Origin of the sequence: Amphibacillus jilinensis Y1 (assembly GCF_000306965.1) — a bacterium.
In the GTDB taxonomy this organism is placed as follows: domain Bacteria; phylum Bacillota; class Bacilli; order Bacillales; family Amphibacillaceae; genus Amphibacillus_C; species Amphibacillus_C jilinensis.
The window spans coordinates 977625-999597 of record NZ_JH976434.1 but is presented as its reverse complement, the minus strand read 5'-3'; the positions used below and the strand labels follow the sequence as shown (position 1 = coordinate 999597).

The following is a 21973-nucleotide window of genomic DNA, read 5'->3' as shown; positions in this document are numbered from 1 at the left end:
TAGGTGAAGGAGGGAATGCCATTCCCTCCTTTTATTTTATTTGAAAAGAAGATAGTAATTTAGCTTTAATGCGATGGTGTTTTTGCTTTACGGATAGTTGTTGTTGCAAATAATAAGTGGATTGAATCAGTCCGTGTGTAGTCATTGTTGAAGTGAAAGCGATCGTGCCAAGTTTACCACCGGCATTATCGAGAAAAGGTTGGCTATATTTGAAGAGTATGGCAGCAATAAATGCCACAATAATCATGTATCCTTCATTAGGTATACGCTCATGGCTTGACATGCCAGCAAAGCTAGCACACATAACCATTAATGACAAAATATCTTCTGAATGAGAGTGAATTGAGGTTAATAATAAGGTGCCTGAAAATGAAACGATAGCCGAGCTAAGTACAGGGCTTCGTTTAAGTCGATGGATGAGAAACATCGTTAAGACAGAGGCTAGAATAGCATAAAAGATAAGCAGATGAACAATCTCTTTAGAGGGAATACTCGCATTTAGTGGGTAATAACCTGTTATAAAACTGGTCATTAAGGTGCCAATCATTGCGATTGCTCCAAGTTTACCTCCGAACCCATTGAATAGTGCTTTGGAAAGAATATAAATGATGCCGGTTAATAGCCCGGCTAGTAGGATGCAAAAGAGGTTTGGTAAGAAGGTCGAACAACTCATGCCTACAAACGCACCACAGTATAGCGCATTTTGATAGCTAGGTACAAATAGAGCTGAGAACATACCAACTAAAGCTGCAGCTAAAATCGGACCGAGGTCAATGTCAATACTCAAGATGTAGGTGATCGTTGAACCTATAATTACTAAGCAAACATGTAAATAATCATCTTTTGCCCACTTCTGCCTCGTTTTAAATACATGAGGATTGTATGTTAACCATTCCCTTCGTTTTACCAAAAGTAAGGGGAAGATTAATAAAGTCATAGACAACAATAAGATAAAATGACTACCGTCTAAAAATATTTCTTTTAGACTAGCAATAAATAATAAAGTAGTGACAAGAGTTATTATTACGTAGCTTAAACGAACACCTCTTATATTCATATGAAAATTCCTCCTTTAATAGTTTGCAAATAATAAAGCTGTAAAAAGGTTTTTAAGTCGAACGTGTTCTCCAACTTTATCACAGATAATGGTAAGTGAAAAAACACCTCAGAATTGGTAGTGAAGCAAATGTATTTAGGCGGGAGCTAACAGAAGCTTATCTATTGATCTACTCAGCAACCAATCAGAGGGGGAAGAACGAAAATGCCCACTGATCAAAGGTTCGTTTTATAATGATTTAAATGTGTATCTGTACATATTTTAACATATTTGAGAATTGATATCCATAAATTGTTGTGCATTTTTAGTGTGCTTTAATACCTGTAAAAATAGCTCTATCTAAATCCCTTGTTCGTATTTTATAATGGAAAAGACAGGCTCGCCTATTCAATGGATAAAGTAAATAAGAAGGAGGGATAAACATGAATCGATTATACATGAAACAAAAAGTATTTAGCTTAAGTGAACGATTTACCATTAAAGATCAGAATGAAACAGATAAATATTTTGTGGAAGGAAGTTTCTTTAAAATCCCAAAAACATTTACAATTAAAGATGCGAACGAAACGAAGGTCGCACTAGTAACTAAGAAAATGTTTAGCTTTTTACCGAAGTTCTTTGTTGAAGTTGGTGGAGAAGAGGAGCTAATGATTCAAAAAGAGTTCGCTTTCTTTAAAGCGCGCTATCGTATTGAAGGAAAGAACATTAGTGTGCGAGGTGATTGGTGGGATAAACATTTTGATGTGCTCAGCAGAGACCAAGTCATCGGGCATGTTAATGAAAAGTGGTTTACATGGGGCGACACTTATGAAATTGATGTAGAAGATGAAAGCTTTGAACAGATCATGATTGCCTTAGTCGTAGCCATTGATTTTGTTAAACAAGAAGCAAGCAGATCAGCTAATAACCAACGTTAAATACCCCTACATCTGAGCGTAAGTATCTGTGTGTCACGAAACTTTTCACCCGTGATGGAAAATAAACCTATTTAACAAAGGATGGAGGATCGACAATGCTAACCGGTGTATTAATAATGAGCGAATGCAAGTTGTTGTAAGCTCTTATTTAAAATTGTCGAAAATGGAAAGTTGTCATGCAATATGATAGATGTAGTACGATAACTTTAGTGAAGGTAGTCTTTGGTTCTGGTCATATCGACATATATCGCCAATAAATAGTGCTATTAACATATGTTACTTTATCTTTATCGTTGCTATAGTTTACGAGGAGAAAATCTATAAGATTTTAATATAATGATAGGGATGTGAAGTAGAATTTATGAAGAACGCATTTTTTTTAATCATGGTTACCGTATTGCTAGGCGTCACGGGCTGCTCTAACCAAGCAGATCAGCTATCTGTTGATGATGTATTTAATAAAGTAAACGCTGCGCATGAAGATATGGATTACTTTGAGTTAGCGGTTACCGATAATTTAGAAGGGTATGGGGATATTAATGGTGTTTTTAAGATGGATCGTGTCAATAATGTAACCTATTTTGAACGGCCTGAATTTGAACTTATTACATATCAAGATAATGATGACTTTTATTTTGCCGAGTATGGTCAGCCATCGTCTTATACGCAAGCGCCAAAAGAAATCTATCATCGGACATTTAATAACTATATTTTGATGTACGAAAACATATTAACATATTTAGCAACGTTTGATCAAAATATTGTGGAGCATTTTTCGTTGGAAGAGACTGAAACGAGTTATACGCTGCTATATGAAGGGGACGATCAAAGTCAAAGGAAAGTCGCCGAAGGTTTTACTGAGAAATGGAGTGAACAAACAGCAGGCCTTGAACATTATCAGCTGGAATTTGCTAATGTTGAGCCTATTGATATAGAGATAAAAGTGATTATTGATAAAGAGACCTTTTTTATTGAAGAAGTCGATAAAAGGATACACTTTAAAACATTGGTAAATAATCAAAACAAAGAATATGATGAATCCTATCTGTTTGAATACGTAAGTTATGATGAACATGATACGATAGAGAAACCAGCTATTTTTGCTGAGGCCTTTAACCCAAGTGATGAAGATGCAACTGCTGCCCAAGAAGCTGCTGATTACCTAGAAGCTTTAATTCAAGCGACTGTATATGGAAATGTTGACGGTTATGTGGAAAAGGTGCCAGGATCAGCTTCTCAAGAAGAAAAGCAAGAACAAGGTGAAGCTGAGAAAAGTTTATTTCAATCGTTTTATAAAGAAAATACAAGACGGAACCTTGGTGACTTTGCTGTGACAGAAGAAGAATTGGATGATTTCGTAACGATTTTTATGCTAAGTATGGAACAGACAGATTATCAAGTTATTGATACACAACAAGTAGATGAGGATGAATTTGTTGTTACTTTGTCGATTGAAGGTTTTGATGAAACAACGGCAGAATTAGATATGATGCAAATGTTGACTAGCGAGTTGTTTGATGGCGAAATAGAAGAAGCAGATGTGCTTTCGAGACAAATGGAATTAGCAGAAGAACTTTATCGAAGTGAGGATTATTTGCTTCCAGCGGTGCCGATAAGGGTCCATGTGTTAAGAAATAGCCCGGGAGAATATATGGTCCTACTTCAAGATCAATATTTATATGCGTTTGTCCAGTGATCGGATCTGCAACGATTATCTTATGAATAGAAGGATGAGGATTGGATGTGCTATTTGGCATCTGGTTTAGAAGTTCAACTATCATTTATCAAAATGAAAAGATCGAATGATTATACCGAAGTCAAGAGCGATGTGGAATGAAGCTATGCAATACCAAGACTGCTACTTTCCAATGTTTGATTAAGGTTAACGCGTAATTTTTCACAGAGAACGATCCATAAAGCGCCCGCCTAAAACGAGAGTGTTGAGTAAACCTATTTAGGCGGGTGTTTTACGGACGTTCATGTCTTGATCGATTCACTACCAATCAGTTAGGGAAACGCTCACTGACTGAAGGTTCATTTTATTGAAAGCATGCTGTCGTTAAATCACTGTTAACCCCCATCGCTGCACGAACACCATGAGCAGCAGCGATGATTAATTTTGCCGGATTGACAATGGCACGATCACCTGCAGCATAGATGCCATCAATGTTTGTCCGGCCTAATTGATCAACGACTACGCCACCATCTTCATTTAATTGACAACCTAATTCAACGGCTAATGCATTTGGCTGTTTTGGGTCAGTTGAAACGAAACCGCCATTCCTATTGAGCTCTATCCCACTTTTAAAAATAAGCTTTTCTAATTGTCCCTTTGCACCAACTAAATTAATAATCTGATCTTTTTGGATTTTAATCCCCTTATTTTTCAAGCTTTGTTCATCTGCCTTTGGTAAGTTATTGGTTCCATTGGTACAGACGATTAAGTCTTTACTCCATTGGTAAATAAGCTTTGCCATATGGCCTGCATCTTGCTTTTCAGAGATTAATACGAGTGGTTGATCTCTTAGTTCCCAACCATTGCAATAAGGACAGCTAAATAGACTTTCACCATAGTAATCGCTAATCCCATTTATGTTAGGTAAAGTTTCTTTTAGGCCGGTAGCTAAAATAACCGTTTTACTAGTATAGGTTTGTCCATCGGTTGTTTTTAAAGTAAAGCAGGTTGAATCGGTTGGCGTGATACTAACGATGGTTTCGTCTTTTCGTTCAATTGATGGATAATTATCAATATCTAGCTGTGCTAAATTTCTGAATCCTTTGGGTGAAATGCCATCCCTAGTAATAAAACCGTGAGAAGCATGGGTGATAAAATTCCTTGGTTGTTTGTCATCAAATATTATTGCTTTTCGTCTTGCTCTCCCTAACACAAGCGCCGCATTTAGTCCGGCTGGTCCACCACCTACAATAATACAGTCGAAAATCATTCGCTACACCTCATTTAATATTAATTAATTTTGCATATGTATGGGAACGGTTTTAGTTTGTGTCATTTTTTAAAAGCTATACAGGAAGATTATTTTTTGCAGCAATGATTAACTGAACATATTCTAAGAGAAGACCGTTACGCAACGGTAAATTGTTAGCTATTAATTGTAAGCGCTTTATTTTATGGTGGAGTTAACCCAAAGATAAGGAGGAGAAAGATAATGAAAAAAGCTTTAATCATTTGTGCAGGCGGTATGTCTTCATCTTTAATTGCCAAAAAAACAACAGATTATTTACAAAGTCAAGGCCAGGAAATTGAATTGGATGCAACTAGCCAAGCACAAGGAGCTAAGATGATAGAAAAAGATGCGTTTGATCTCTATTTAGTCAGCCCACAAACAAAAATGTATTTTAATAGTCTTGAAAAAGCAGCTAATAAAACTGGAAAGCCGATTGTAAATATTCCACCTCAAGCATATGTTCCGATTCTAATAGGCATTGAAAAAATGGCAAAATTAGTTGAAGATAATATCTAAAAAAGGTTGGATGAATGTGCTCAATCAAAAAGAATTATCAATTTTAGATTTTTTCAATCAACACGATGCTCATTATTTAAAAAGTAAAACCATTGCTCATTATTTAGGTGTAACAGAAAAAACAGCCCGTAAATATATTAAACAACTTAATAGTTGGCTTGACGATGAAGTTGCGGAGGTTTTATCTGTGCCGGGACATGGGTTTATGCTTAAAGTCCATGATCAAAAAGCATACATGGCTTTTTATCACCGAAATAAGCAGGCGTTAGAGGAAAAAATTGATATTACGTCAATTGAACAATCTAAAGACCGTCAGTATGTGATTTTAAAAAAGATATTCTTTGAAGATGAAGCCTTTTCTATCGATGAGATTCTCATTGAATTGGCGATTTCCCACTCTACGTTACTCAATGATTTAAAAGACATAAACAGACAGTTAACGCCCTATGATTTAGCCTTGAAAACAAGTAAAAAAATAGGGATCTACATCACTGGAGAAGAACAGAAAAAACGTCATTTTATTATGAATTACTTTTTTGTTGAACGTTTACAGAATAATTTGAGATCTCTTGGTGAAATATCCAAGTTATTAACTACGATTAGTTCAGAAGAAATCTTATTGATAGTTATAGATGAATGTCGAAGTGCTAATTTAACATTAAGTGATACAGTCATTTTAAATATCGTCACACATATTGCTCTAGCCTTAAAGAGGGTGGAAGAAGGGTATCAAATAAATTTTGATCCCTCATTTGATCCGGAAAGTAACGTAAATGAATATAAGGCTGCTATCAAAATAGTCAATCGCTTGCGGAAGCGGTCATCTCTAGAATTACCTGATGAAGAGATCTACAATATTGCTCTTCATTTAAAAAATAAACGCTCAAAGAGTGACTTTAGTGCAATTGATGCTGAAACACAAACGATAAAAGACAAAATTATAGCTATACTGAGACGAATGGAAACAGAATCTGGGTTGCCTCTTTCTGAAGACCAGATTTTACTGAATGGATTAATTGATCATTTTTCGCCCTTCTTAACGCGTCTGAAAAACAATAATGATTTAGCTAATCCATTATTGGATGAGATTAAAGCAAAATACTCGGCTGCTTTTGAATTAACGAAGAAACACTTTTCTGAAATGGCTGGCTTAAATCAATTTGCGATTTCTGATGATGAGTGGGCATATATTTCTTTGCATGTCATTGCAGCAATGGAGAGAAATATTGCCGTGGAAAAAAAGGATACACTCGTCATCTGTGCGACGGGTTTAGGTAGTTCACAAATGTTAAAAGTGCGCTTGGAAAATGAATTTCGATCAAAATTAAATATTGTTGATGTCATTAGTTATTATCAGATCAACGATTTATCATTAAAAAACATCGATTTGATTGTATCATCTATTGATTTATCCAATGTTGTTTTTAAGATTCCTGTTGTCAATGTGAGTGTACTTTTAAATGATAAAGATATCAAAGCCATTAATCAGGCGATAGGTGCACATACAACGATGATAAAGAACACCAATCCATCATTAGGGACTGATTCAAAATGCGTCATCCCATTGATAGATAGGTATTTTGATTCAGAATTATTTATGATTTCGGAACAAGTGACAGACCGAGAAGAAGCGATTGAATTGTTAATTAATCAGAGCATCAAATTCGACCAGAGTATTAATATACCTTTTTTGAAAAGACAGCTCAAACTTAGAGAACGCTTTAGCAGTGTTGTGTTCTCAGACTATGTAGCTATCCCTCATCCGTTAGAAGGAGTGTGCCATCAACCGTGCGTTGCGATATTAATCACTCCGAAAGGGATAAGTTGGGATGGGAAGTATGAACATATAAAACTAACCATGCTCATGCTTCCTGATCGCTTAGGGCAGCATCAATTGGATGAGGTAAGTAAAATGCTGTTACCCCTTATTGAAGATAACGATAAGCTTCAACCGCTTATTGAGTCGAAAGATTTTACCAGTTTTAGACATAAACTTATTTTACAATTAACAGAGTGAAGGGGATTTAAAATGGATTCAACAAAAATTCAAGAAATTGCATTTCAAATCATTTTAAATAGTGGTGAAGCGCGCACCTTAGTCCATGAAGGATTTAAGGCGATGAGAGAGGAGGATTTTATCGAGGCGCGAACGAAACTAGAACAAGCAAATGACAGTTTAGTTAAAGCGCATAGCATTCAAACCCACTTATTACATGAGTACGCGAATGGTGTAGAAATTAAGATAGAGGTGATTATGGTACATGCCCAAGATCATCTAATGACAACAATGACATTAAGGGAAGTCGCATTAGAAATGATGATCTTGTATCAAAAATTAGAAAAGGAGCGATGACCATGGGAGCTAGACAAAAGATGGCTCTTAAACATATGAAGTACAATCGCTATATTTTATTACGCTATACGATAGCTGGTTTTTTCTTCGCTAATTTGAATTGGTTTATTTTTATGTTGCCTAGTCGATCAGTTGTGATGATGCTCCCGTTAATCATGCTTTTCTTAGCTTTATTACCGATACAAGAGTTATTTAAATTATATAGTCAACCAGAGGGTGTCACTCTTAAAATGACGTCTCTTTATTTTGTTGCTCAATTAGTAGCTAATGGCTTTTTAATCAGTTTATCTTTTTATTCGCCTACGTTTACCATCGCCTTTCCATTTATGAATGTCAATTTGCATGGTGTATTAGGAACCGTTGCGATCTTAATCATAGGAATGATGTTAAGTTTACTTTGTTTGAAAAAGATAAAAGCTATTCAACTAAATCATGATCGTGGATATAAGCTGTTTCTCGACTTTAAAAAATCAATGAAAGCGAGTGAGTCATATGGGGAGTGAAAATAATAAATTATTCGGTATGTTAGAAAAATATCTAATGGGACCATTAGGTAAGGTTGCGCAGTATAAAGTCGTTCGTGGCATTATGGGTGCCGGTATGGCATCAATACCCTTTACCATTGTAGGGTCTATGTTTTTAGTCTTTAATGTCTTACCCTTAACCTTTCCATTCTTGGAGAACTTTTTCAATGCATCTTTTTTTAGATTCAGTGATTTATATATGTTAGCTAATGCCACAACTATGGGTTTATTAGCGTTATATTTTAATATTAGTTTAGGTTATGAGTATGCCAAAATCATTGCTGAAGAAGAAGATTTAAATATGAGTGGATTAAATGGTGCACTTCTATCAATGTTTGCTTTCTTTATGACTATTCCTGAACTGATATTTGAAAATGGTGTAGTGACGCGTGTCAGTGAAATAACGGGAGAAACAAATATTATTAATGGTTGGCGAATTGGGGCTGATGGTGTTGAACGTTTAGGTACAGTTGGTATTTTTACTGGGATTATAATGGCGATCATTGCAGTTAATTTATATAAGCTATGTGTCAGTAAAAACTGGGTGATTAAGTTGCCAGAAGAAGTTCCTCCAGGTGTCTCGCGTGCTTTTACAGCGTTAATTCCTGCATTTATTGTAGCATTTGTTGTGCTAATTATTAATGGTATGCTTGTCGTCTTTAACACAGATGTATTCCAAATTATTCAGGTGCCATTTGGTTTTGTAACCAATCTCACTAATACGTGGCTTGGTATTATGGTTATCTATTTTTTAGTACATGCGCTATGGTTGGTCGGGATTCACGGTGCCAATATTATTTTTGCTTTAATTACGCCGATTACACTTTCGAATTTAGCAGCAAATGCTGCCGGTGCCAATATTCCACTAGCTGGTGAGTTTAACAATGCTTATGTTACAGTAGGTGGCTCAGGTGCAACATTAGTACTTACGTTGTTTATTGCGTTCTTAGCTCGATCTGAACAATTAAAAGCGATTGGAAAAGCAGCAATGGTTCCTGCGCTATTTAATATCAATGAACCAATTATTTTCGGTCTCCCGTTAATTTATAACCCGTTTTTAGCGATTCCATTTTTCTTAGCACCGATGGTAAGTGCATCAATCGCCTACTTTGCGATTACACTAGAATGGATTAATCCGATCATTGCGTTGTTACCTTGGCCATCACCTGTAGGGATTGGTGCATATATAGGTACAGGCGGAGATTGGCGCGCAGCAATTGTGGCATTTATATGTGTGGCGGCGGCTTTCCTTATTTATTATCCATTTATTAAAGCATACGATAAAAAATTAGTGAAAGAAGAACAGGGTGTGGGTGCTGCGTGATCAACGTTCATACCTGTTTACTAATAGATCATTAAGGATTACTTGAATAACAGAAAACAAGCCTAAGCCTTGCACCGTTATAATGAATGCTACGCGATGATCATTAAATAAATTGAACCTTCAATCAGTGGTGTGTTCGCTCTTTCCCCGCGGATTGGATTAGGACATGAGCGTCTGTTAACTCTCGCCTTAATAGATTTGCTTGAGGCGAGCGTTGAACGGATGGTTATCTGTGATAAAGATAAACAGTCAGGCACATTAAGAATGCCTGACTGTTGTTTCTCATCTTTATTTAACGCACTTCCGAAAGAAGCCCCCGCATCAAGCAAACCGCAAAGGGGGTAAGTGGTGGGCGTCGTTCGCTCAATTTCCTGATACCATTAATCCGAATTGGGCAAGTAACGCACTTCCTAAATAGGTACCAATAAATACAAAGATCGCTACAATCGCAACCTTCCAAGAGGTCTTTCTCAAATCAACCAGGCGATCAGCTACTGAAATACCAGCAAAAGTCAAAATAGGAGTTGTTATCGACAGAAAGTCAACAGCTTGAATAGCGGTTACGAAAAAATCAAAGATAAGACACATGACAAGCGAAGTGATGGAAACCCAACCAAGTATAGGGAAATTCTTCAGTATTGCAATATTCGTTTTACTAAGAAGTTGGGATATCCCAATACCGATGACAGAGAAGATCCACAAGCTTGCAAGTCCTGCAATCGTCATGCCATTAACCGGTGTGCTAGCTGGATTAAAAACGAGTTTAATACTTTGTGTAAAGAGAATCAGTGTGATACTTAATAATAGAATGAGTGCATATTTAACGTATGAAGGTAGCCCTTGTTTTTCGGTCATGATTGATCACCTCTGACTAAGATTTTATACATAAATCGCTGAAGCGGAACAGCAAGAAAGATCATCGTGAAAGTGCCTAAGAAACTTGTTAATAATTGACTCGCTGCAGCATAAGAGAGAATAGTACTTTCCATTTCAGGTAATCGTGCGACTAAGGTTGATGAAGCCCCGGTCATCATGCTGCTCGAGCCGACACCGGATGCCATTGCTAAAGCTTCTGGTCGCAAGCCAATATCGAGTAAAATAGGAGCGAAAATACTAAAAAATAATGCGCCAAAAAGTGTACCGATGATATAAATCGATAGTACGCCACGCCCTTCTTTGGATTCTAATGTATACTTCTCTGATATATAAGCGAGTTCACCCTCTCGTCCAATCCCTAAGGTAGCCCCAATAGCTTCGCGACGAAGTCCAATAAACACCGCGATAGGTAAACCAATAAGAACCGTTCCTAGATTACCTAAATCTTGAATGATAAAAACCCAGCCCACTTGAAGAATATCATTAATTTGTGGAGCCACATCTGCTCCGTATCTCGCCATTAAAGGTAGCATAATGAAGATAAGATACTTACTGGCAAAACTAACGTTTGCTTTGCTATAAATTTGTTTCATAAACCCTTGTCTGAAAAGTTTCATCCCCAATACCATGGTAATTAAAATGGCAAATACAAGTGGCAGCAACGTAATGGTGATGGCCCCAATCGTAATGTTTTGGAACCCAATCCATTCAGCTGTTGTAATAACAAAAAGAACAAATAATAATAAAAAAATTAATTGACGTTTCATCTGTTTAGCCCCTTTGCTTTTTTCTTAAATTTGATTAATTAACTGTAAATAATCGTTGTAACTCTTTTTATATAATTTACTTCGGTCGATAGCACCGTTCATTTCATGAAGGATCTGATTTAAGAATTTTGGAAAAATTCCGTATATAAATTCAGGATCAATATCAATAAAATCATCACCATGAATCGTACCCGTGAAGCCACTATAGCCGATTTGGATGCATGGGATCATGTAAGAAAGATCGCCAATATCGCCTGCTGCACTAATCGCATTGTTATTTAATAACGCTTCAATCTGATGGTTTTTATCAAACGCATCTGCGACAAAACTTGATAAATAGCGATCTTGTTTGAAAGGTAAGTATCCCATTTCTGTGTTAATAGCTACTTTACCATTCAACGCTTGGGCAGAACCATAGGCCGCGTTGTCTAATCGTTTGGCGACTTCCTGCATGTATGCTATCGATTGTGTTCGAAGATCCGTACCAACGGTAATACGGTTAGGTATGACGTTTGTTGACATATCTGATTCGATCACAATCGGATTAATTCTTACCATTTCTTTTTCATCAAGTTGTTGTCGTGATAGTCCAATCGCAGTGTTAAACAACGTCGATATATTATAGGCATTTACAGATGAAAAGGGGTCAAAGCCAGCATGTGAAGCCTCTCCTTGGAAATCATATTTCTTGTAAAGAAACCCAGCTAAAGCGCAATTTATTTCAATCGTACGTTTTTCAAATTCCCCACCGATTGCATGTACACAAATGGCCGCATCGATTTCATCAAATACGCCTAATCGCATAGCTTCCGGTTTTCCACCGTAATGATGTATCGTTTTTTCATGTCGTAATTGCTCTCTATAGCCTAAATCTAAATATTCTTCAGCTGGAACAAAGATAAAAGATAGCTGATAATCAAATGATTCGTATGCTTTTGTTTGAAAAAGCTCTTGATATAGTGCAAGTGCAATAGCGACTTGGGTATAATGCCCGCAGTTATGAGCGGCACCATTGCTTGGATCCGCTTTAAAGTGCGTTGGTGCATATACGGCATCAAGTTCAGCAATAAAAGCGATATGAAGTGACTTTGCATTACCTAAACGCGTCTTAAACCCAGTTGTACTAAAGTACTCCAATTCAATATTAGGATTTATTTGCTTTAAAAATTTAATAACTGTGGCTTTTGTTTTGGTTTCTTTATAACCTAACTCTGGATTTTGATAAATATCATCTGCTATTTTTTTAATGTCTTCGTCGTAATTTGATAAAACCATAAGCCCCTCCTTTAAGAATATGTCGGGTGTAAAAACTAATAGTATTATTTATATCATTTTTAGACAATTTTCGTCAATGCATTTTACGAACTTTTTAGATTAAATTTATTAAAATGTTCGTCAATATACTTTATTCCCTATTCATCTATAGAAAAAGCGCATCTGCTTCAAATTAGCAAATGCGCGCTTTGTATTAATGGTTTTCACCAGTCATACTAATCATCCATTGAATGGCGTTCTCCCACTTGAAAGTCATTGGCATGTCTGAACATGTAGGCTACAGTAAGTGGTTTTTGGCCAGTTAGTGTGTAGAAATCATCAGTAAATGTATCCATTTTTCCTAATCGGATTGCTTGGGCAAAGGTTACCATCCCCTCTGAAGAAAAGGGAGCCTCTGAACCGTCTTTGAATGTTCCGTCGGTTGTTCGAGGGACGCCCATCGCATCAAAGATCTGATAGTTTTCTTCATCGGTAATTTCCTTATAAGTCACATGATGTCCTGTTACCTTGTTGCCGATTTCAATAAAGTCGGTCATTGTCATTAGTTCTGGGCCATTGATATTAAGTACAGCTTCATGATAGTCTGTTGTAGCTAGTGCGTGAGCGACCGCTTTCGCGCAATCTTTCCGTGAAATATAAGCCATCTTTCCATCGCCTTGACTATTTTTTAATACCCCATCCCCCTTGACATAGGTAAAGTAATTTGTAATCATTGCTTCGGCATACTGTGAGTTACGCAAGAAAATATAATCGAGTCCAATCTTTTTAATATAGTCTTCAGTGTAGATATGATCTATTTTTTCAACACTTGGGTTCGATGGATCGGCAGCATTAACAAGAGACGTGTAGATGATCTGCTTAACACCAGCATCTTTGGCGGCATCAACAACGTTTTTGTGTGCTTGTTGCCGTTTTTGGCCAACAAAAGGCATCGAGATAAGGGCGAGTTTGTCCGCTCCAGAAAATGCTTCTTTTAGCCCGTCAATTTGATTGAAGTTGGTCACGTACGTTTCAATTCCTTTTTCCTCAAAATCTTTTAATGCTTCAGGGTTATAACCACATAAGACTACTTGATCCATATCAACGATTTTTAGTAAATCTTCGGCAGCTTGTCTTCCCAAATTGCCATCAACACCTGTTAATAATAATTTCCCCATTATTTGTTCACCCTTTCACAATTATTAATTATAGTTTATGTGAAAAAATGAACAAAATCTAATAGAAAAAACAAATAGCCTATTGGGAAAACCAATGATGAATCGCTTGAATAAATGGTTTTAAGGCTGGGTTTGTATTTTCTTTTAAATACCCTATTTGAATCTGATAAATATGATGAGTATCTTGAATAGCGATTAGACGTAAGTCTTCTTTTGGATAGTTTAATAAATAATTATCTGGTAAGAAGCCAATCACATTGTCAGTGACAATATGAAAAAGCTCAGTTTCTACATCTTCAACGGTACGCACGATATGAGGTTGGTAACCGTCTTCAACGGCGTGTTGAATCATTAGGTCATAAGAATTACCAATGGCATTTGAATTTAACATGATTAAAGGATGCTGATAGAGTTCAGCTTTCGTCAGCGTTTCATTGTGAAAAAGCGGATGATTACGACTCACAACCGCACAATATTTACCACTGTAGAGGGTGTAGGTTGCAATGTTTTCCTTCCCGTAAAATTCAGAATTAACAGATATAGCAAGGTCATAAAGGCCCTTTTCAAGGAAGGTAGCAACATCCTTTAAAGAGACTTTATTTAATGCAAGCTTAATGTTTGGGTGTTTATGTTTGAAACTTGGGATAAACTGAAGTACCCCTTGAATATCTGTTAATGTAGAATATTCGATATTGAGCACATGGCGCTGGTCGTATTGAAATTGAGCCATTTTTTCCTTCATATGGTTGTACTGCTTCAAGAGTATGTTCGCTTCACGATAAAATACCCAACCAGCTTGAGTTGGCTCAATGGGTAGTTGATTTCGATCAATTAACTTTACGCCAAATGCCTTTTCTAGTGAAGCAACTTGCTGACTAATGGTCGTTTGTGAGACATAATTTAGTTTTGCAGTTTCCGTGAAATTTCGACATTGGACAAGATCAATAAAATACTTGATTTTTTCTATGTGCATGGCCTCACGCGCCTTTCTATGTGCAGGTTTGACTGACTAATTTAATCACAAGTGAAACACAAAATCAGGTAGCAAGTCCTAAGCATACATATATTAGTCTTCTCTCTTCTCACCAAATACCTCTGGAATCATAGTGAACCCGTCAATGATAGTATCTTCTTCAACTTCAATCATTAAATAGCGTTTTCCGCTAAAGTGAATTTGTTTAACGAAACGTAAATCTTCTGGACTAACCGCAACATTAGCTACTTTTGTATTGATTTTAATTGATTTTGAGTTATATTTAGGTACAATATGCTTGGCTTTTAGCTCATATTGATCATTATCAACAACATTTTGAAATGCTGTCTGGAGCTTCTCATGATCAACGGTTTCAATACCACTGTGTTTTAACACCTGTTCAACGTCTTTGTAGTCTAATTTAGGTGTGTCGTCTTCTGCTTCATTTTCTTCAACGATACGGTTTACTTCTTGATAGACATTTGCGAGCGTTGACGTGTTAAGCTGATGTCCAACCGCATCCCTGACAATCTCTTCAAAGATAATTTTATCTTCTTGAGCGGTGATGGATTCTTCTGCATTAAGAACGTCGTTAATAAAGTCTGGATCAGGTTCATTTGCCTTTGGTGCTGAGTAAAGAATGTGATTGACATCTGATGCCTGATCGGTAAAGCATGGGAACAAGAATCCACCAATAGGTGCTTTTAAGTTAATAATGGGATCCACAATCACATTGTATTTAAACTGTTTTTCAACATAATCAAATAACAATTCTTTTTTAGGATCTTGTGTCTTGTTAATGGTACAAAGGATAAAGTTGTGCGAATAGACTGAATCACGGTCACTTTCTTCAGTTGCATCATTGCGTTTTTTGATTGGCTTTAAATAGTCCCCTTTGATAAAGGTAACAACAATATCCATGTCGTACTCACGCTCATTCAACATCTTTTCTACAAGCTTAAGCATTTGTTCTTGCCAACGATCCCCTTCGTTAGCAAGTAAGCCTTGATGCAAGATTAATTGACTTGAATCTTCTATATCTGTTTGAAATTTTAATTCGAATAGCTTTTCATCTAGTGAGCCTGTTAATACTTTTTTAAAATTAGCTAAAAACAATTCTTGTTCATCTTGATCAAGGATGGAAAAAGGTCGACTTACCTGATGATAAATTTCACTAGATTCTTTCATAATATATACATTTAAAATTTCACTAATATGTAGTAGATCATTTTCTCGCTTAAACTGCTTGCGTACGTTTGCAATATCTTTTTTATTCATTGTTCTCTCCTCCTACGTTATTTGATCTTATCATATTTAGTAGTTAACAGGTAATGAAAATGTAAGAGGAAATGATTGGTGCGCTAATCTTATAAAACATTTAAAAGACGCTGGGACAAAAGAGTAACGAGATAAGAAAAATCCGAACATTAATGTCTGATACATGTAGCGCTTCGGTAAAACACTTCGCTTTCCGTGGATCCTCAGCTCGTGCTATTCCCACAGGATAAGGAAAGCGTCATTGATCATACATAGCACGAAGAAAATCGTTCTTTATTTTCGAGGCGTCTACGTGTTTTTCCTACGCTTTGTTCAGAATGTTCGGATACGCCATTTCATTATATAGTTATCTCCCAGCCTGTTTGATTATGTTGTAGCAGTTAGTTGAACTTCTTGTAGTACACCATCTTTCATTTCAAACACTTGATCACAATATTCAATTAAGCGGGTATCATGTGTCACCATGATGGTTGCTTTGTTTTTCCTTTTTGTTTCTTGGGCAAGGATTTCAACAACTTGATAAGCTTTATCTGTGTCTAAACTCGCTGTGGGTTCATCTGCTAATATAATCGTCGGATCATTGTATAAGGCACGGGCGATTGCCGCACGTTGGCGCTGACCGCCTGAGATCTCGCCTGGGTACTTATTTTGTAAATCGGCTATGTCTAACTGTTCGAGCAATGTCAGGATCTCTTCTCTATTCGCCTTACCTTTATCAACGCGATCAACTAATTGAAGCTGTTGCTTGATCGTTAGAAATGGGACAAGGTTTGAAGCTTGTAATATAAATCCAATTTCAGATAGTCTAATTTTTGAGCGTTTCTTTTCAGATTCTGTACTAAAACGCTGCCCATTGATTTTAACTTCACCATGAGAAGGTGCTTGAAGTCCACCGGCTATCGTAAGAAATGTACTTTTCCCTGAACCAGAAGGACCAATAATAGCGACAAATTGTCCTCTGTCAATTGAAAAATTGGTTGGCTGTAAAGCTTTTACTGTTTTATCACCGTCTTTAAAGGCTCGATCTACATTTATAAATTCTATAGCTTTCATATGTTTACCTCCTTGTTAACTAATCGCTTTCAATGGGTCAATCTTTACAATGGTTCGTACGGAAAATAGTGCACCTAGGATAGCGATGCCAATCATTAGCATACTGACAACAATTAAAAAAAGTTCATTGCTTCTAAAGGGTACTGCTGCTGGTAGTAATAGAGCCGTTCCAAGTGTTGCTAGCAGTCCAACAAGAACACCGATCAAACTTAGTAAAAATGTTTGTGCAATAACTGATTTTGAGATGTAGCCACTGGAAATCCCCTGTGCCTTCATGACCCCGAATATGTTTACCTTTTGCATGGTTAAGACGTAAATAAATATACCAATAACAATTGCGGCAATGACAATGAGAAAGCTAATCATGAACACAAAAGTTAGAAGTTGAGCATTGTACCCAGGTAAGTCATTGATAAAGTCCCCAATCGGAATCAATTCTAATTGATCATTATCGATCGTTATTTGATCTAATTCATCCGTCTCACTTCTGACAACAATCGCACTAATTGCTAGCTCACTATCGTCTGAGACAGGCTCACCAAAACGAATCTCTTGGAAAGCTTCGATTGTTGTATATAGAACAGGTGCTACACTTAATTTAGCATCTTCCATAAAACCAACAATTTCAAACGCTTGTTCACCGCCAACTAGTGTAATTGAGTCGTTTAAATTTAGACCGTTTTCTTCTTTTAAACTGATATCTGCGACAACTTCTCCATCGCTTTCAACTAAGCGTCCTTCTACGACATCGGGCGTTAAAAACTGTTCGGTATCAATGCCTAGAAATCGAACATCAAGTCGATCCTCACCTGAATCTTCTTGGTCTTTTTCAATGACAGCGGGGGTTTGACCTAAGATTGCTTTTTCATCTGCTTGTATATTGTCAAGCTCCTCAGCAGAAAAAAGCGACATGTTAAAATTTCCATTTGCCTCTTCTGGTAATATAATGCCATCAGCATCCCAGCTGTCAATCGCTGTCCGATTTTCTTGGGCAAGCCCATAAGCTAATCCAGTTAAAAAAAACACGAGGTATGAGATAAGAAATAACACCCCGATGATCAATAAGTACCTAACTTTTGAATATTTTATTTCGTTCCAAGCTAAAAACACGAGCAATCATCCCTTCAAAGAGCTATTTTGTATTTATCATAGACAACCGTCCCTAAAACGACCGCCACAAAATCGAGAATCGAGTGCAATGGAGTAAGGCGGTAGCTAATCGACGCTAATGTCCTGAGTCACGCAACTATCAATTAGTGTGGAAAGAACAAAACCGCCCCTGATTATAGGGTCATTTTATGGATAGTCAGATAACCCTGACTACTTATAAATAGTACGAATCGCTAAGATTCATACTTATGATACGATGTTTATCTATTTGTATTAGCTAAGCTCTAAGCTATTCCCACTTTCTAAATAGTATAAACATGGGAGCATATAGGAAAGAAAAAACAGTACGTGTATGACATACTGCCTTAAGTATCGTTAATATGAGTGGTTGGAAAAGAAATCGAAAATCGCGTTCGGATCTTTGAATGTAACCGTAGGTATATGTGTGGAATTTGGAATGTGACGATTTCGATGATTAAACCAGGCCACTTGCCACCCTGCTCGTTTAGCACCATGTACATCGTTTTCATATGAGTCACCGATATACCAACGTTTAGTAGGTTTGTGTTTTAAATGTTGCTCGACATATTTAAAAATGTCGGGGTTTGGTTTAGCCATGCCAATAGCGCCTGATATAAAAAAATGGTCATGGTCGATCCACCGTTTAAGATTAAGCTGTTCAATTTTCATCGCTTGATGATCAGCATTCCCATTTGTCAGTACGCCTAATTGCACATTTTGATGACTTAAGTGATCGAGTAATTGCTTGATTTCAGGGAATAAGGTGATTTGCCTTTGATGTTTTAAATAGTTTTTCTGAAAGGTTATCGCTTGCTTAGTTGTTATCTGAATATCAAAATCGAGACAAGCCTGCTGAATTCGATAAATCTGAAGATCCAGTGTTGACCATTCACCGCGCTGTTCTTGTTCAAAGACTTGATCACTATATTTGCGACTCGCTAAATAGAGTTCGTGAATGAAATGTTTGTCTGAATTGATATGTAATGTTTCATTAACTGCATGTTCAAAAGGTAATAATTGATCGTACAATGTGTCGTCTACATCGAAAATAAGTGTTTTCATCTGCTCCGTTTACTCCTTCTACTTAGCATAAAAATGTCATAATTGGTGAATTTCCCTTGCGATCGATTCAATGATAAAAACAACTGGCACTTGTGTGGTGATGTTCGTTGCCTGATAAAATTCTTCAGTAATATAATAAGAGATATTAATGTTTGAAATCTTGGCAAGGGTAGAGAGTTTGTTGTTTGTAATGCTGATCACTTGACTTCCCTCTTGCTTTAGTTGATTTAATTGCGACAATGTAAACATATTTTCGCCTGAGACGGACAAGGCAATCGTGACACTATTTTGTCTAAGTTTCGAATGAATCGGATATGAAAAATCTTTAATATAGGTTGAAAATTTGCCTAGCCCTGAAAAGTAACGGGCACCATATTCAGCGAGGATGCCAGAACTTCCGTTACCAATAAAAATGACATTATCCGCTTGCGAAATGAGTTTAGCTGCTTCAGTTATTTGTTGATCTCGATCGGTGTTTAAGGTTCGTTCGAAAAATTCTAGCATGGCGTGCTGACTACTTTTAATTGATGTTTTTTTGTCCTTTTTTAATTCCATTTTCAACTTAGCTTTGAACTCGGAATACCCTTCACAATTTAATTTTCGACAAAATCGAAGAATCGTAGCTGTTGACACATGTGTGGCATTGGCGAGTTCTCTAATCCGCATGTAAGCGACCTTTTCGCTGTTTTGACAAATGTAATTGTAAATGGATATTTCTAAATCATTGAATGATGCAATTATTTCACTGGAAAACAAAGGATTCTCCTCACTTCTATCACGTCAAATTGATAGCTTGATTATAACATACAAACGTTTTAAAACACAGCGTTACAAATTTGTTACAAGTGACGAATGATGTGATATGGAACAGATTATGCAACACCACTATACAAACTAGGTGACGCCTTATATCCTAGAAGTACAACGTCTTAAATATGTACAACATGTAAGCATAAAATGAGGAGGTATATTTGATGACAAAAAGTCGTTTTCCAAAAGAATTCCTATGGGGAGGCGCTACAGCGGCTAACCAGGTAGAAGGTGCTTTTGATAAGGATGGTAAAGGCCTTTCTATTTTTGATATGGTTACATTTGTTCCGAAAGAAGAGCGTGGCGCTATTGAAATGGATATAAAAAGTGAAGCAGAGTTGGCCTCTTTATTAGCAGGTGAAAAGGGTGATAACTTCCCCAAACGTCGTGGTGTTGATTTCTATCATCGCTATAAAGAAGATATTGCATTGTTTGCTGAGATGGGTTTTAAAACATACCGATTGTCGATTTCGTGGCCACGTATTTTTCCTAACGGTGATGATGCTGAACCTAACGAAGCGGGTTTAGCCTTTTATGATAAAGTGTTTGATGAATTGTTGAAACACGATATAGAGCCATTAGTGACCATTTCACATTATGAAATGCCACTTAACCTTGTACAAAAATATAATGGCTGGGAAGACCGTCGCCTAGTTGACTTCTTTGTTCGTTATGCAGAGACCCTTTTTAATCGTTATAAAGATAAAGTTAAACTTTGGTTAACATTTAATGAAATTAATATTTCTACACTTTCTCCATACATTGGTAGTGGTATGTTAGTAGAACGACTAACGAATCGAGAACAAAGTATTTATCAAGCGTTGCACCATCAATTTGTTGCAAGTGCACTTGCGGTGAAAGCTTGTCACCAGGTTATACCAGAAGCGAAGATCGGTTGTATGCTTGCGCGTATGGAAGTGTATCCGGAAACCTGTCACCCAGATGATGTATTGGCAGCGCTAGAAGAAGATCAAAAGAACTTATTCTTCACTGATGTTCAAGTCCGGGGTGCATATCCGAACTTTATGTTAGATTATTTTAAAAAGAATAACATTAACATTGAGATGCAACCAGGAGATCAAGAGATATTAGCAGCCCATCCTGTTGACTTTCTATCATTTAGTTATTACATGTCAATGGTGGCAAGTGGATCACCTGAGAAGAAAAAAGAGAAAGGGAATTTCTTTAGTGGCGTGAAAAACCCTTATTTAGAGGCTTCAGATTGGGGTTGGCAAATTGATCCTAAAGGGCTACGGATAACATTGAAAAAAATGTATGATCGCTATCAAGTGCCTTTATTTATAGTGGAAAATGGGCTTGGTGCCTACGATACTGTTGAGGAAGATGGATCAATAAATGATGACTATCGTATAGATTACCTCCGCGCTCACATTGAGCAGATGGGTCATGCAATCGAAGACGGTGTTGATGTGATGGGCTACACCAGTTGGGGATGTATTGATTTGATTTCGGCCAGTACGTCAGAAATGTCCAAACGTTATGGTTTTATTTACGTCGACCAAGATGATTATGGTAATGGAACACTAGAGCGTAAGAAGAAAAAATCATTTGATTGGTATAAGAAAGTCATTGAAACAAATGGAGCAGACTTAACATAGTGAAGAGCCTCATCCTTAGTCAGGGATGAGGTTTTTCATTTTGTATATTGAGCGTGTCCATTCGAGCGAACGGGTACTGGATTCGAGCGAAATTCTTGAAATACGAGCGAACGGGTACTGGATTCGAGCGAAATTCTTAAAATTCGAGCGAACGGGTGCTGGATTCGAGCGAAATTCTCGAAATACGAGCGAACGAGTGCTGGATTCGAGCGAAATTCTGAAATACGAGCGAACGGGTGTAGGATACGAGCGAAATTCTTGAAATACGAGCGACCGGGTACTGGATTCGAGCGAAATTCTTGAAATACGAGCGAC

The 21973-nt window shown here is 36.9% G+C and carries 20 protein-coding genes; 8 read left to right on the top strand and 12 right to left on the bottom strand.

All coding sequences use genetic code 11. The annotated features are described in order from the left end of the window. Nucleotides 1-31 precede the first annotated feature (31 nt). Nucleotides 32-1057: a hypothetical protein gene (locus B494_RS0105220; protein WP_017471319.1), complete on the bottom strand. Its 1026-nt coding sequence runs from the start codon at nt 1055-1057 to the stop codon at nt 32-34. Between the two features lie 422 nt (nt 1058-1479). Here B494_RS0105220 and B494_RS0105215 point away from each other — a divergent pair, with 422 nt between their 5' ends. Next, nucleotides 1480-1974 (top strand): LURP-one-related/scramblase family protein, encoded by a 495-nt coding sequence (locus B494_RS0105215; protein WP_017471318.1) that lies wholly within the window; start codon nt 1480-1482, stop codon nt 1972-1974. Nucleotides 1975-2335: 361 nt separating this feature from the next. Further along, the gene (locus tag B494_RS0105210; protein ID WP_017471317.1) at nt 2336-3670 is read left to right on the top strand and encodes a DUF6612 family protein; all 1335 of its coding nucleotides are present in this window, start codon (nt 2336-2338) and stop codon (nt 3668-3670) included. A gap of 343 nt (nt 3671-4013) precedes the next feature. On the opposite strand, the gene B494_RS0105200 is transcribed toward B494_RS0105210, so the two are convergent. Further along, nucleotides 4014-4919 (bottom strand): NAD(P)/FAD-dependent oxidoreductase, encoded by a 906-nt coding sequence (locus B494_RS0105200; RefSeq protein ID WP_017471315.1) that lies wholly within the window; start codon nt 4917-4919, stop codon nt 4014-4016. 222 nt (nt 4920-5141) lie between these two features. Between B494_RS0105200 and B494_RS0105195 the strand changes: the two genes are divergently transcribed. The 5 genes from B494_RS0105195 to celB are packed head-to-tail and all read left to right on the top strand — an operon-like array spanning nt 5142 to nt 9657. Next, nucleotides 5142-5456, top strand: a complete 315-nt coding sequence (locus B494_RS0105195) for a PTS cellobiose transporter subunit IIB (RefSeq protein WP_017471314.1) — start codon at nt 5142-5144, stop codon at nt 5454-5456. Nucleotides 5457-5472: 16 nt separating this feature from the next. Beyond that, nucleotides 5473-7473, top strand: a complete 2001-nt coding sequence (locus tag B494_RS0105190) for a BglG family transcription antiterminator (protein ID WP_017471313.1) — start codon at nt 5473-5475, stop codon at nt 7471-7473. Nucleotides 7474-7485: 12 nt separating this feature from the next. Beyond that, nucleotides 7486-7809, top strand: coding sequence for a PTS cellobiose transporter subunit IIA (locus B494_RS0105185; RefSeq protein WP_017471312.1), 324 nt, complete (start codon nt 7486-7488; stop codon nt 7807-7809). A gap of 2 nt (nt 7810-7811) precedes the next feature. Continuing rightward, on the top strand, nt 7812-8312 hold the full coding sequence (locus tag B494_RS0105180; protein WP_017471311.1) for a hypothetical protein: 501 nt from the start codon (nt 7812-7814) through the stop codon (nt 8310-8312). Further along, nucleotides 8302-9657, top strand: a complete 1356-nt coding sequence (celB, locus tag B494_RS0105175) for a PTS cellobiose transporter subunit IIC (RefSeq protein WP_017471310.1) — start codon at nt 8302-8304, stop codon at nt 9655-9657. Before B494_RS0105180 ends, celB begins: the two co-directional genes overlap by 11 nt. 363 nt (nt 9658-10020) lie before the next feature. Here celB and B494_RS0105170 read toward each other — a convergent pair whose 3' ends face one another. From B494_RS0105170 to B494_RS0105125, 10 genes are all read right to left on the bottom strand, one after another. Further along, the gene (locus tag B494_RS0105170) at nt 10021-10512 is read right to left on the bottom strand and encodes a hypothetical protein (RefSeq protein ID WP_017471309.1); all 492 of its coding nucleotides are present in this window, start codon (nt 10510-10512) and stop codon (nt 10021-10023) included. Next, nucleotides 10509-11300, bottom strand: coding sequence for a DUF3100 domain-containing protein (locus B494_RS0105165; RefSeq protein WP_017471308.1), 792 nt, complete (start codon nt 11298-11300; stop codon nt 10509-10511). Before B494_RS0105165 ends, B494_RS0105170 begins: the two co-directional genes overlap by 4 nt. A gap of 24 nt (nt 11301-11324) precedes the next feature. Continuing rightward, nucleotides 11325-12575 (bottom strand): M20/M25/M40 family metallo-hydrolase, encoded by a 1251-nt coding sequence (locus B494_RS0105160; RefSeq protein WP_017471307.1) that lies wholly within the window; start codon nt 12573-12575, stop codon nt 11325-11327. A 215-nt stretch (nt 12576-12790) separates the two neighbouring features. After that, nucleotides 12791-13732 (bottom strand): NAD(P)H-binding protein, encoded by a 942-nt coding sequence (locus B494_RS0105155; RefSeq protein ID WP_017471306.1) that lies wholly within the window; start codon nt 13730-13732, stop codon nt 12791-12793. A gap of 79 nt (nt 13733-13811) precedes the next feature. Further along, nucleotides 13812-14705, bottom strand: coding sequence for a LysR family transcriptional regulator (locus B494_RS0105150; RefSeq protein ID WP_017471305.1), 894 nt, complete (start codon nt 14703-14705; stop codon nt 13812-13814). A 93-nt stretch (nt 14706-14798) separates the two neighbouring features. Further along, nucleotides 14799-15983 (bottom strand): DUF4317 domain-containing protein, encoded by a 1185-nt coding sequence (locus B494_RS0105145; RefSeq protein ID WP_017471304.1) that lies wholly within the window; start codon nt 15981-15983, stop codon nt 14799-14801. Nucleotides 15984-16349: 366 nt separating this feature from the next. Beyond that, nucleotides 16350-17036 carry an ABC transporter ATP-binding protein gene (locus B494_RS0105140; RefSeq protein WP_017471303.1) on the bottom strand — a complete coding sequence of 229 codons (687 nt, stop codon included), beginning with the start codon at nt 17034-17036 and terminating at the stop codon, nt 16350-16352. Between the two features lie 15 nt (nt 17037-17051). Beyond that, a complete protein-coding gene (locus tag B494_RS0105135; RefSeq protein WP_017471302.1) occupies nt 17052-18146 on the bottom strand; it encodes an ABC transporter permease in 1095 nt (364 codons plus the stop codon). A 375-nt stretch (nt 18147-18521) separates the two neighbouring features. Beyond that, nucleotides 18522-19229 (bottom strand): HAD family hydrolase, encoded by a 708-nt coding sequence (locus tag B494_RS18990; protein ID WP_017471301.1) that lies wholly within the window; start codon nt 19227-19229, stop codon nt 18522-18524. A 36-nt stretch (nt 19230-19265) separates the two neighbouring features. Next, on the bottom strand, nt 19266-19985 hold the full coding sequence (locus tag B494_RS0105125; protein WP_017471300.1) for a MurR/RpiR family transcriptional regulator: 720 nt from the start codon (nt 19983-19985) through the stop codon (nt 19266-19268). Nucleotides 19986-20203: 218 nt separating this feature from the next. Here B494_RS0105125 and B494_RS0105120 point away from each other — a divergent pair, with 218 nt between their 5' ends. Continuing rightward, nucleotides 20204-21658 (top strand): glycoside hydrolase family 1 protein, encoded by a 1455-nt coding sequence (locus tag B494_RS0105120; RefSeq protein WP_017471299.1) that lies wholly within the window; start codon nt 20204-20206, stop codon nt 21656-21658. Nucleotides 21659-21973: the final 315 nt, after the last annotated feature.

What these genes read in the sequence shown, in the direction of transcription:
- B494_RS0105220 (WP_017471319.1), bottom strand. Translation starts at nt 1,057, where the DNA reads ATGAATATAAGAGGTGTTCGTTTAAGCTACGTAATAATAACTCTTGTC.
- B494_RS0105215 (WP_017471318.1), top strand. Translation starts at nt 1,480, where the DNA reads ATGAATCGATTATACATGAAACAAAAAGTATTTAGCTTAAGTGAACGA.
- B494_RS0105210 (WP_017471317.1), top strand. Translation starts at nt 2,336, where the DNA reads ATGAAGAACGCATTTTTTTTAATCATGGTTACCGTATTGCTAGGCGTC.
- B494_RS0105200 (WP_017471315.1), bottom strand. Translation starts at nt 4,919, where the DNA reads ATGATTTTCGACTGTATTATTGTAGGTGGTGGACCAGCCGGACTAAAT.
- B494_RS0105195 (WP_017471314.1), top strand. Translation starts at nt 5,142, where the DNA reads ATGAAAAAAGCTTTAATCATTTGTGCAGGCGGTATGTCTTCATCTTTA.
- B494_RS0105185 (WP_017471312.1), top strand. Translation starts at nt 7,486, where the DNA reads ATGGATTCAACAAAAATTCAAGAAATTGCATTTCAAATCATTTTAAAT.
- B494_RS0105180 (WP_017471311.1), top strand. Translation starts at nt 7,812, where the DNA reads ATGGGAGCTAGACAAAAGATGGCTCTTAAACATATGAAGTACAATCGC.
- celB (WP_017471310.1), top strand. Translation starts at nt 8,302, where the DNA reads ATGGGGAGTGAAAATAATAAATTATTCGGTATGTTAGAAAAATATCTA.
- B494_RS0105170 (WP_017471309.1), bottom strand. Translation starts at nt 10,512, where the DNA reads ATGACCGAAAAACAAGGGCTACCTTCATACGTTAAATATGCACTCATT.
- B494_RS0105165 (WP_017471308.1), bottom strand. Translation starts at nt 11,300, where the DNA reads ATGAAACGTCAATTAATTTTTTTATTATTATTTGTTCTTTTTGTTATT.
- B494_RS0105160 (WP_017471307.1), bottom strand. Translation starts at nt 12,575, where the DNA reads ATGGTTTTATCAAATTACGACGAAGACATTAAAAAAATAGCAGATGAT.
- B494_RS0105155 (WP_017471306.1), bottom strand. Translation starts at nt 13,732, where the DNA reads ATGGGGAAATTATTATTAACAGGTGTTGATGGCAATTTGGGAAGACAA.
- B494_RS0105150 (WP_017471305.1), bottom strand. Translation starts at nt 14,705, where the DNA reads ATGCACATAGAAAAAATCAAGTATTTTATTGATCTTGTCCAATGTCGA.
- B494_RS0105145 (WP_017471304.1), bottom strand. Translation starts at nt 15,983, where the DNA reads ATGAATAAAAAAGATATTGCAAACGTACGCAAGCAGTTTAAGCGAGAA.
- B494_RS0105140 (WP_017471303.1), bottom strand. Translation starts at nt 17,036, where the DNA reads ATGAAAGCTATAGAATTTATAAATGTAGATCGAGCCTTTAAAGACGGT.
- B494_RS18990 (WP_017471301.1), bottom strand. Translation starts at nt 19,229, where the DNA reads ATGAAAACACTTATTTTCGATGTAGACGACACATTGTACGATCAATTA.
- B494_RS0105120 (WP_017471299.1), top strand. Translation starts at nt 20,204, where the DNA reads ATGACAAAAAGTCGTTTTCCAAAAGAATTCCTATGGGGAGGCGCTACA.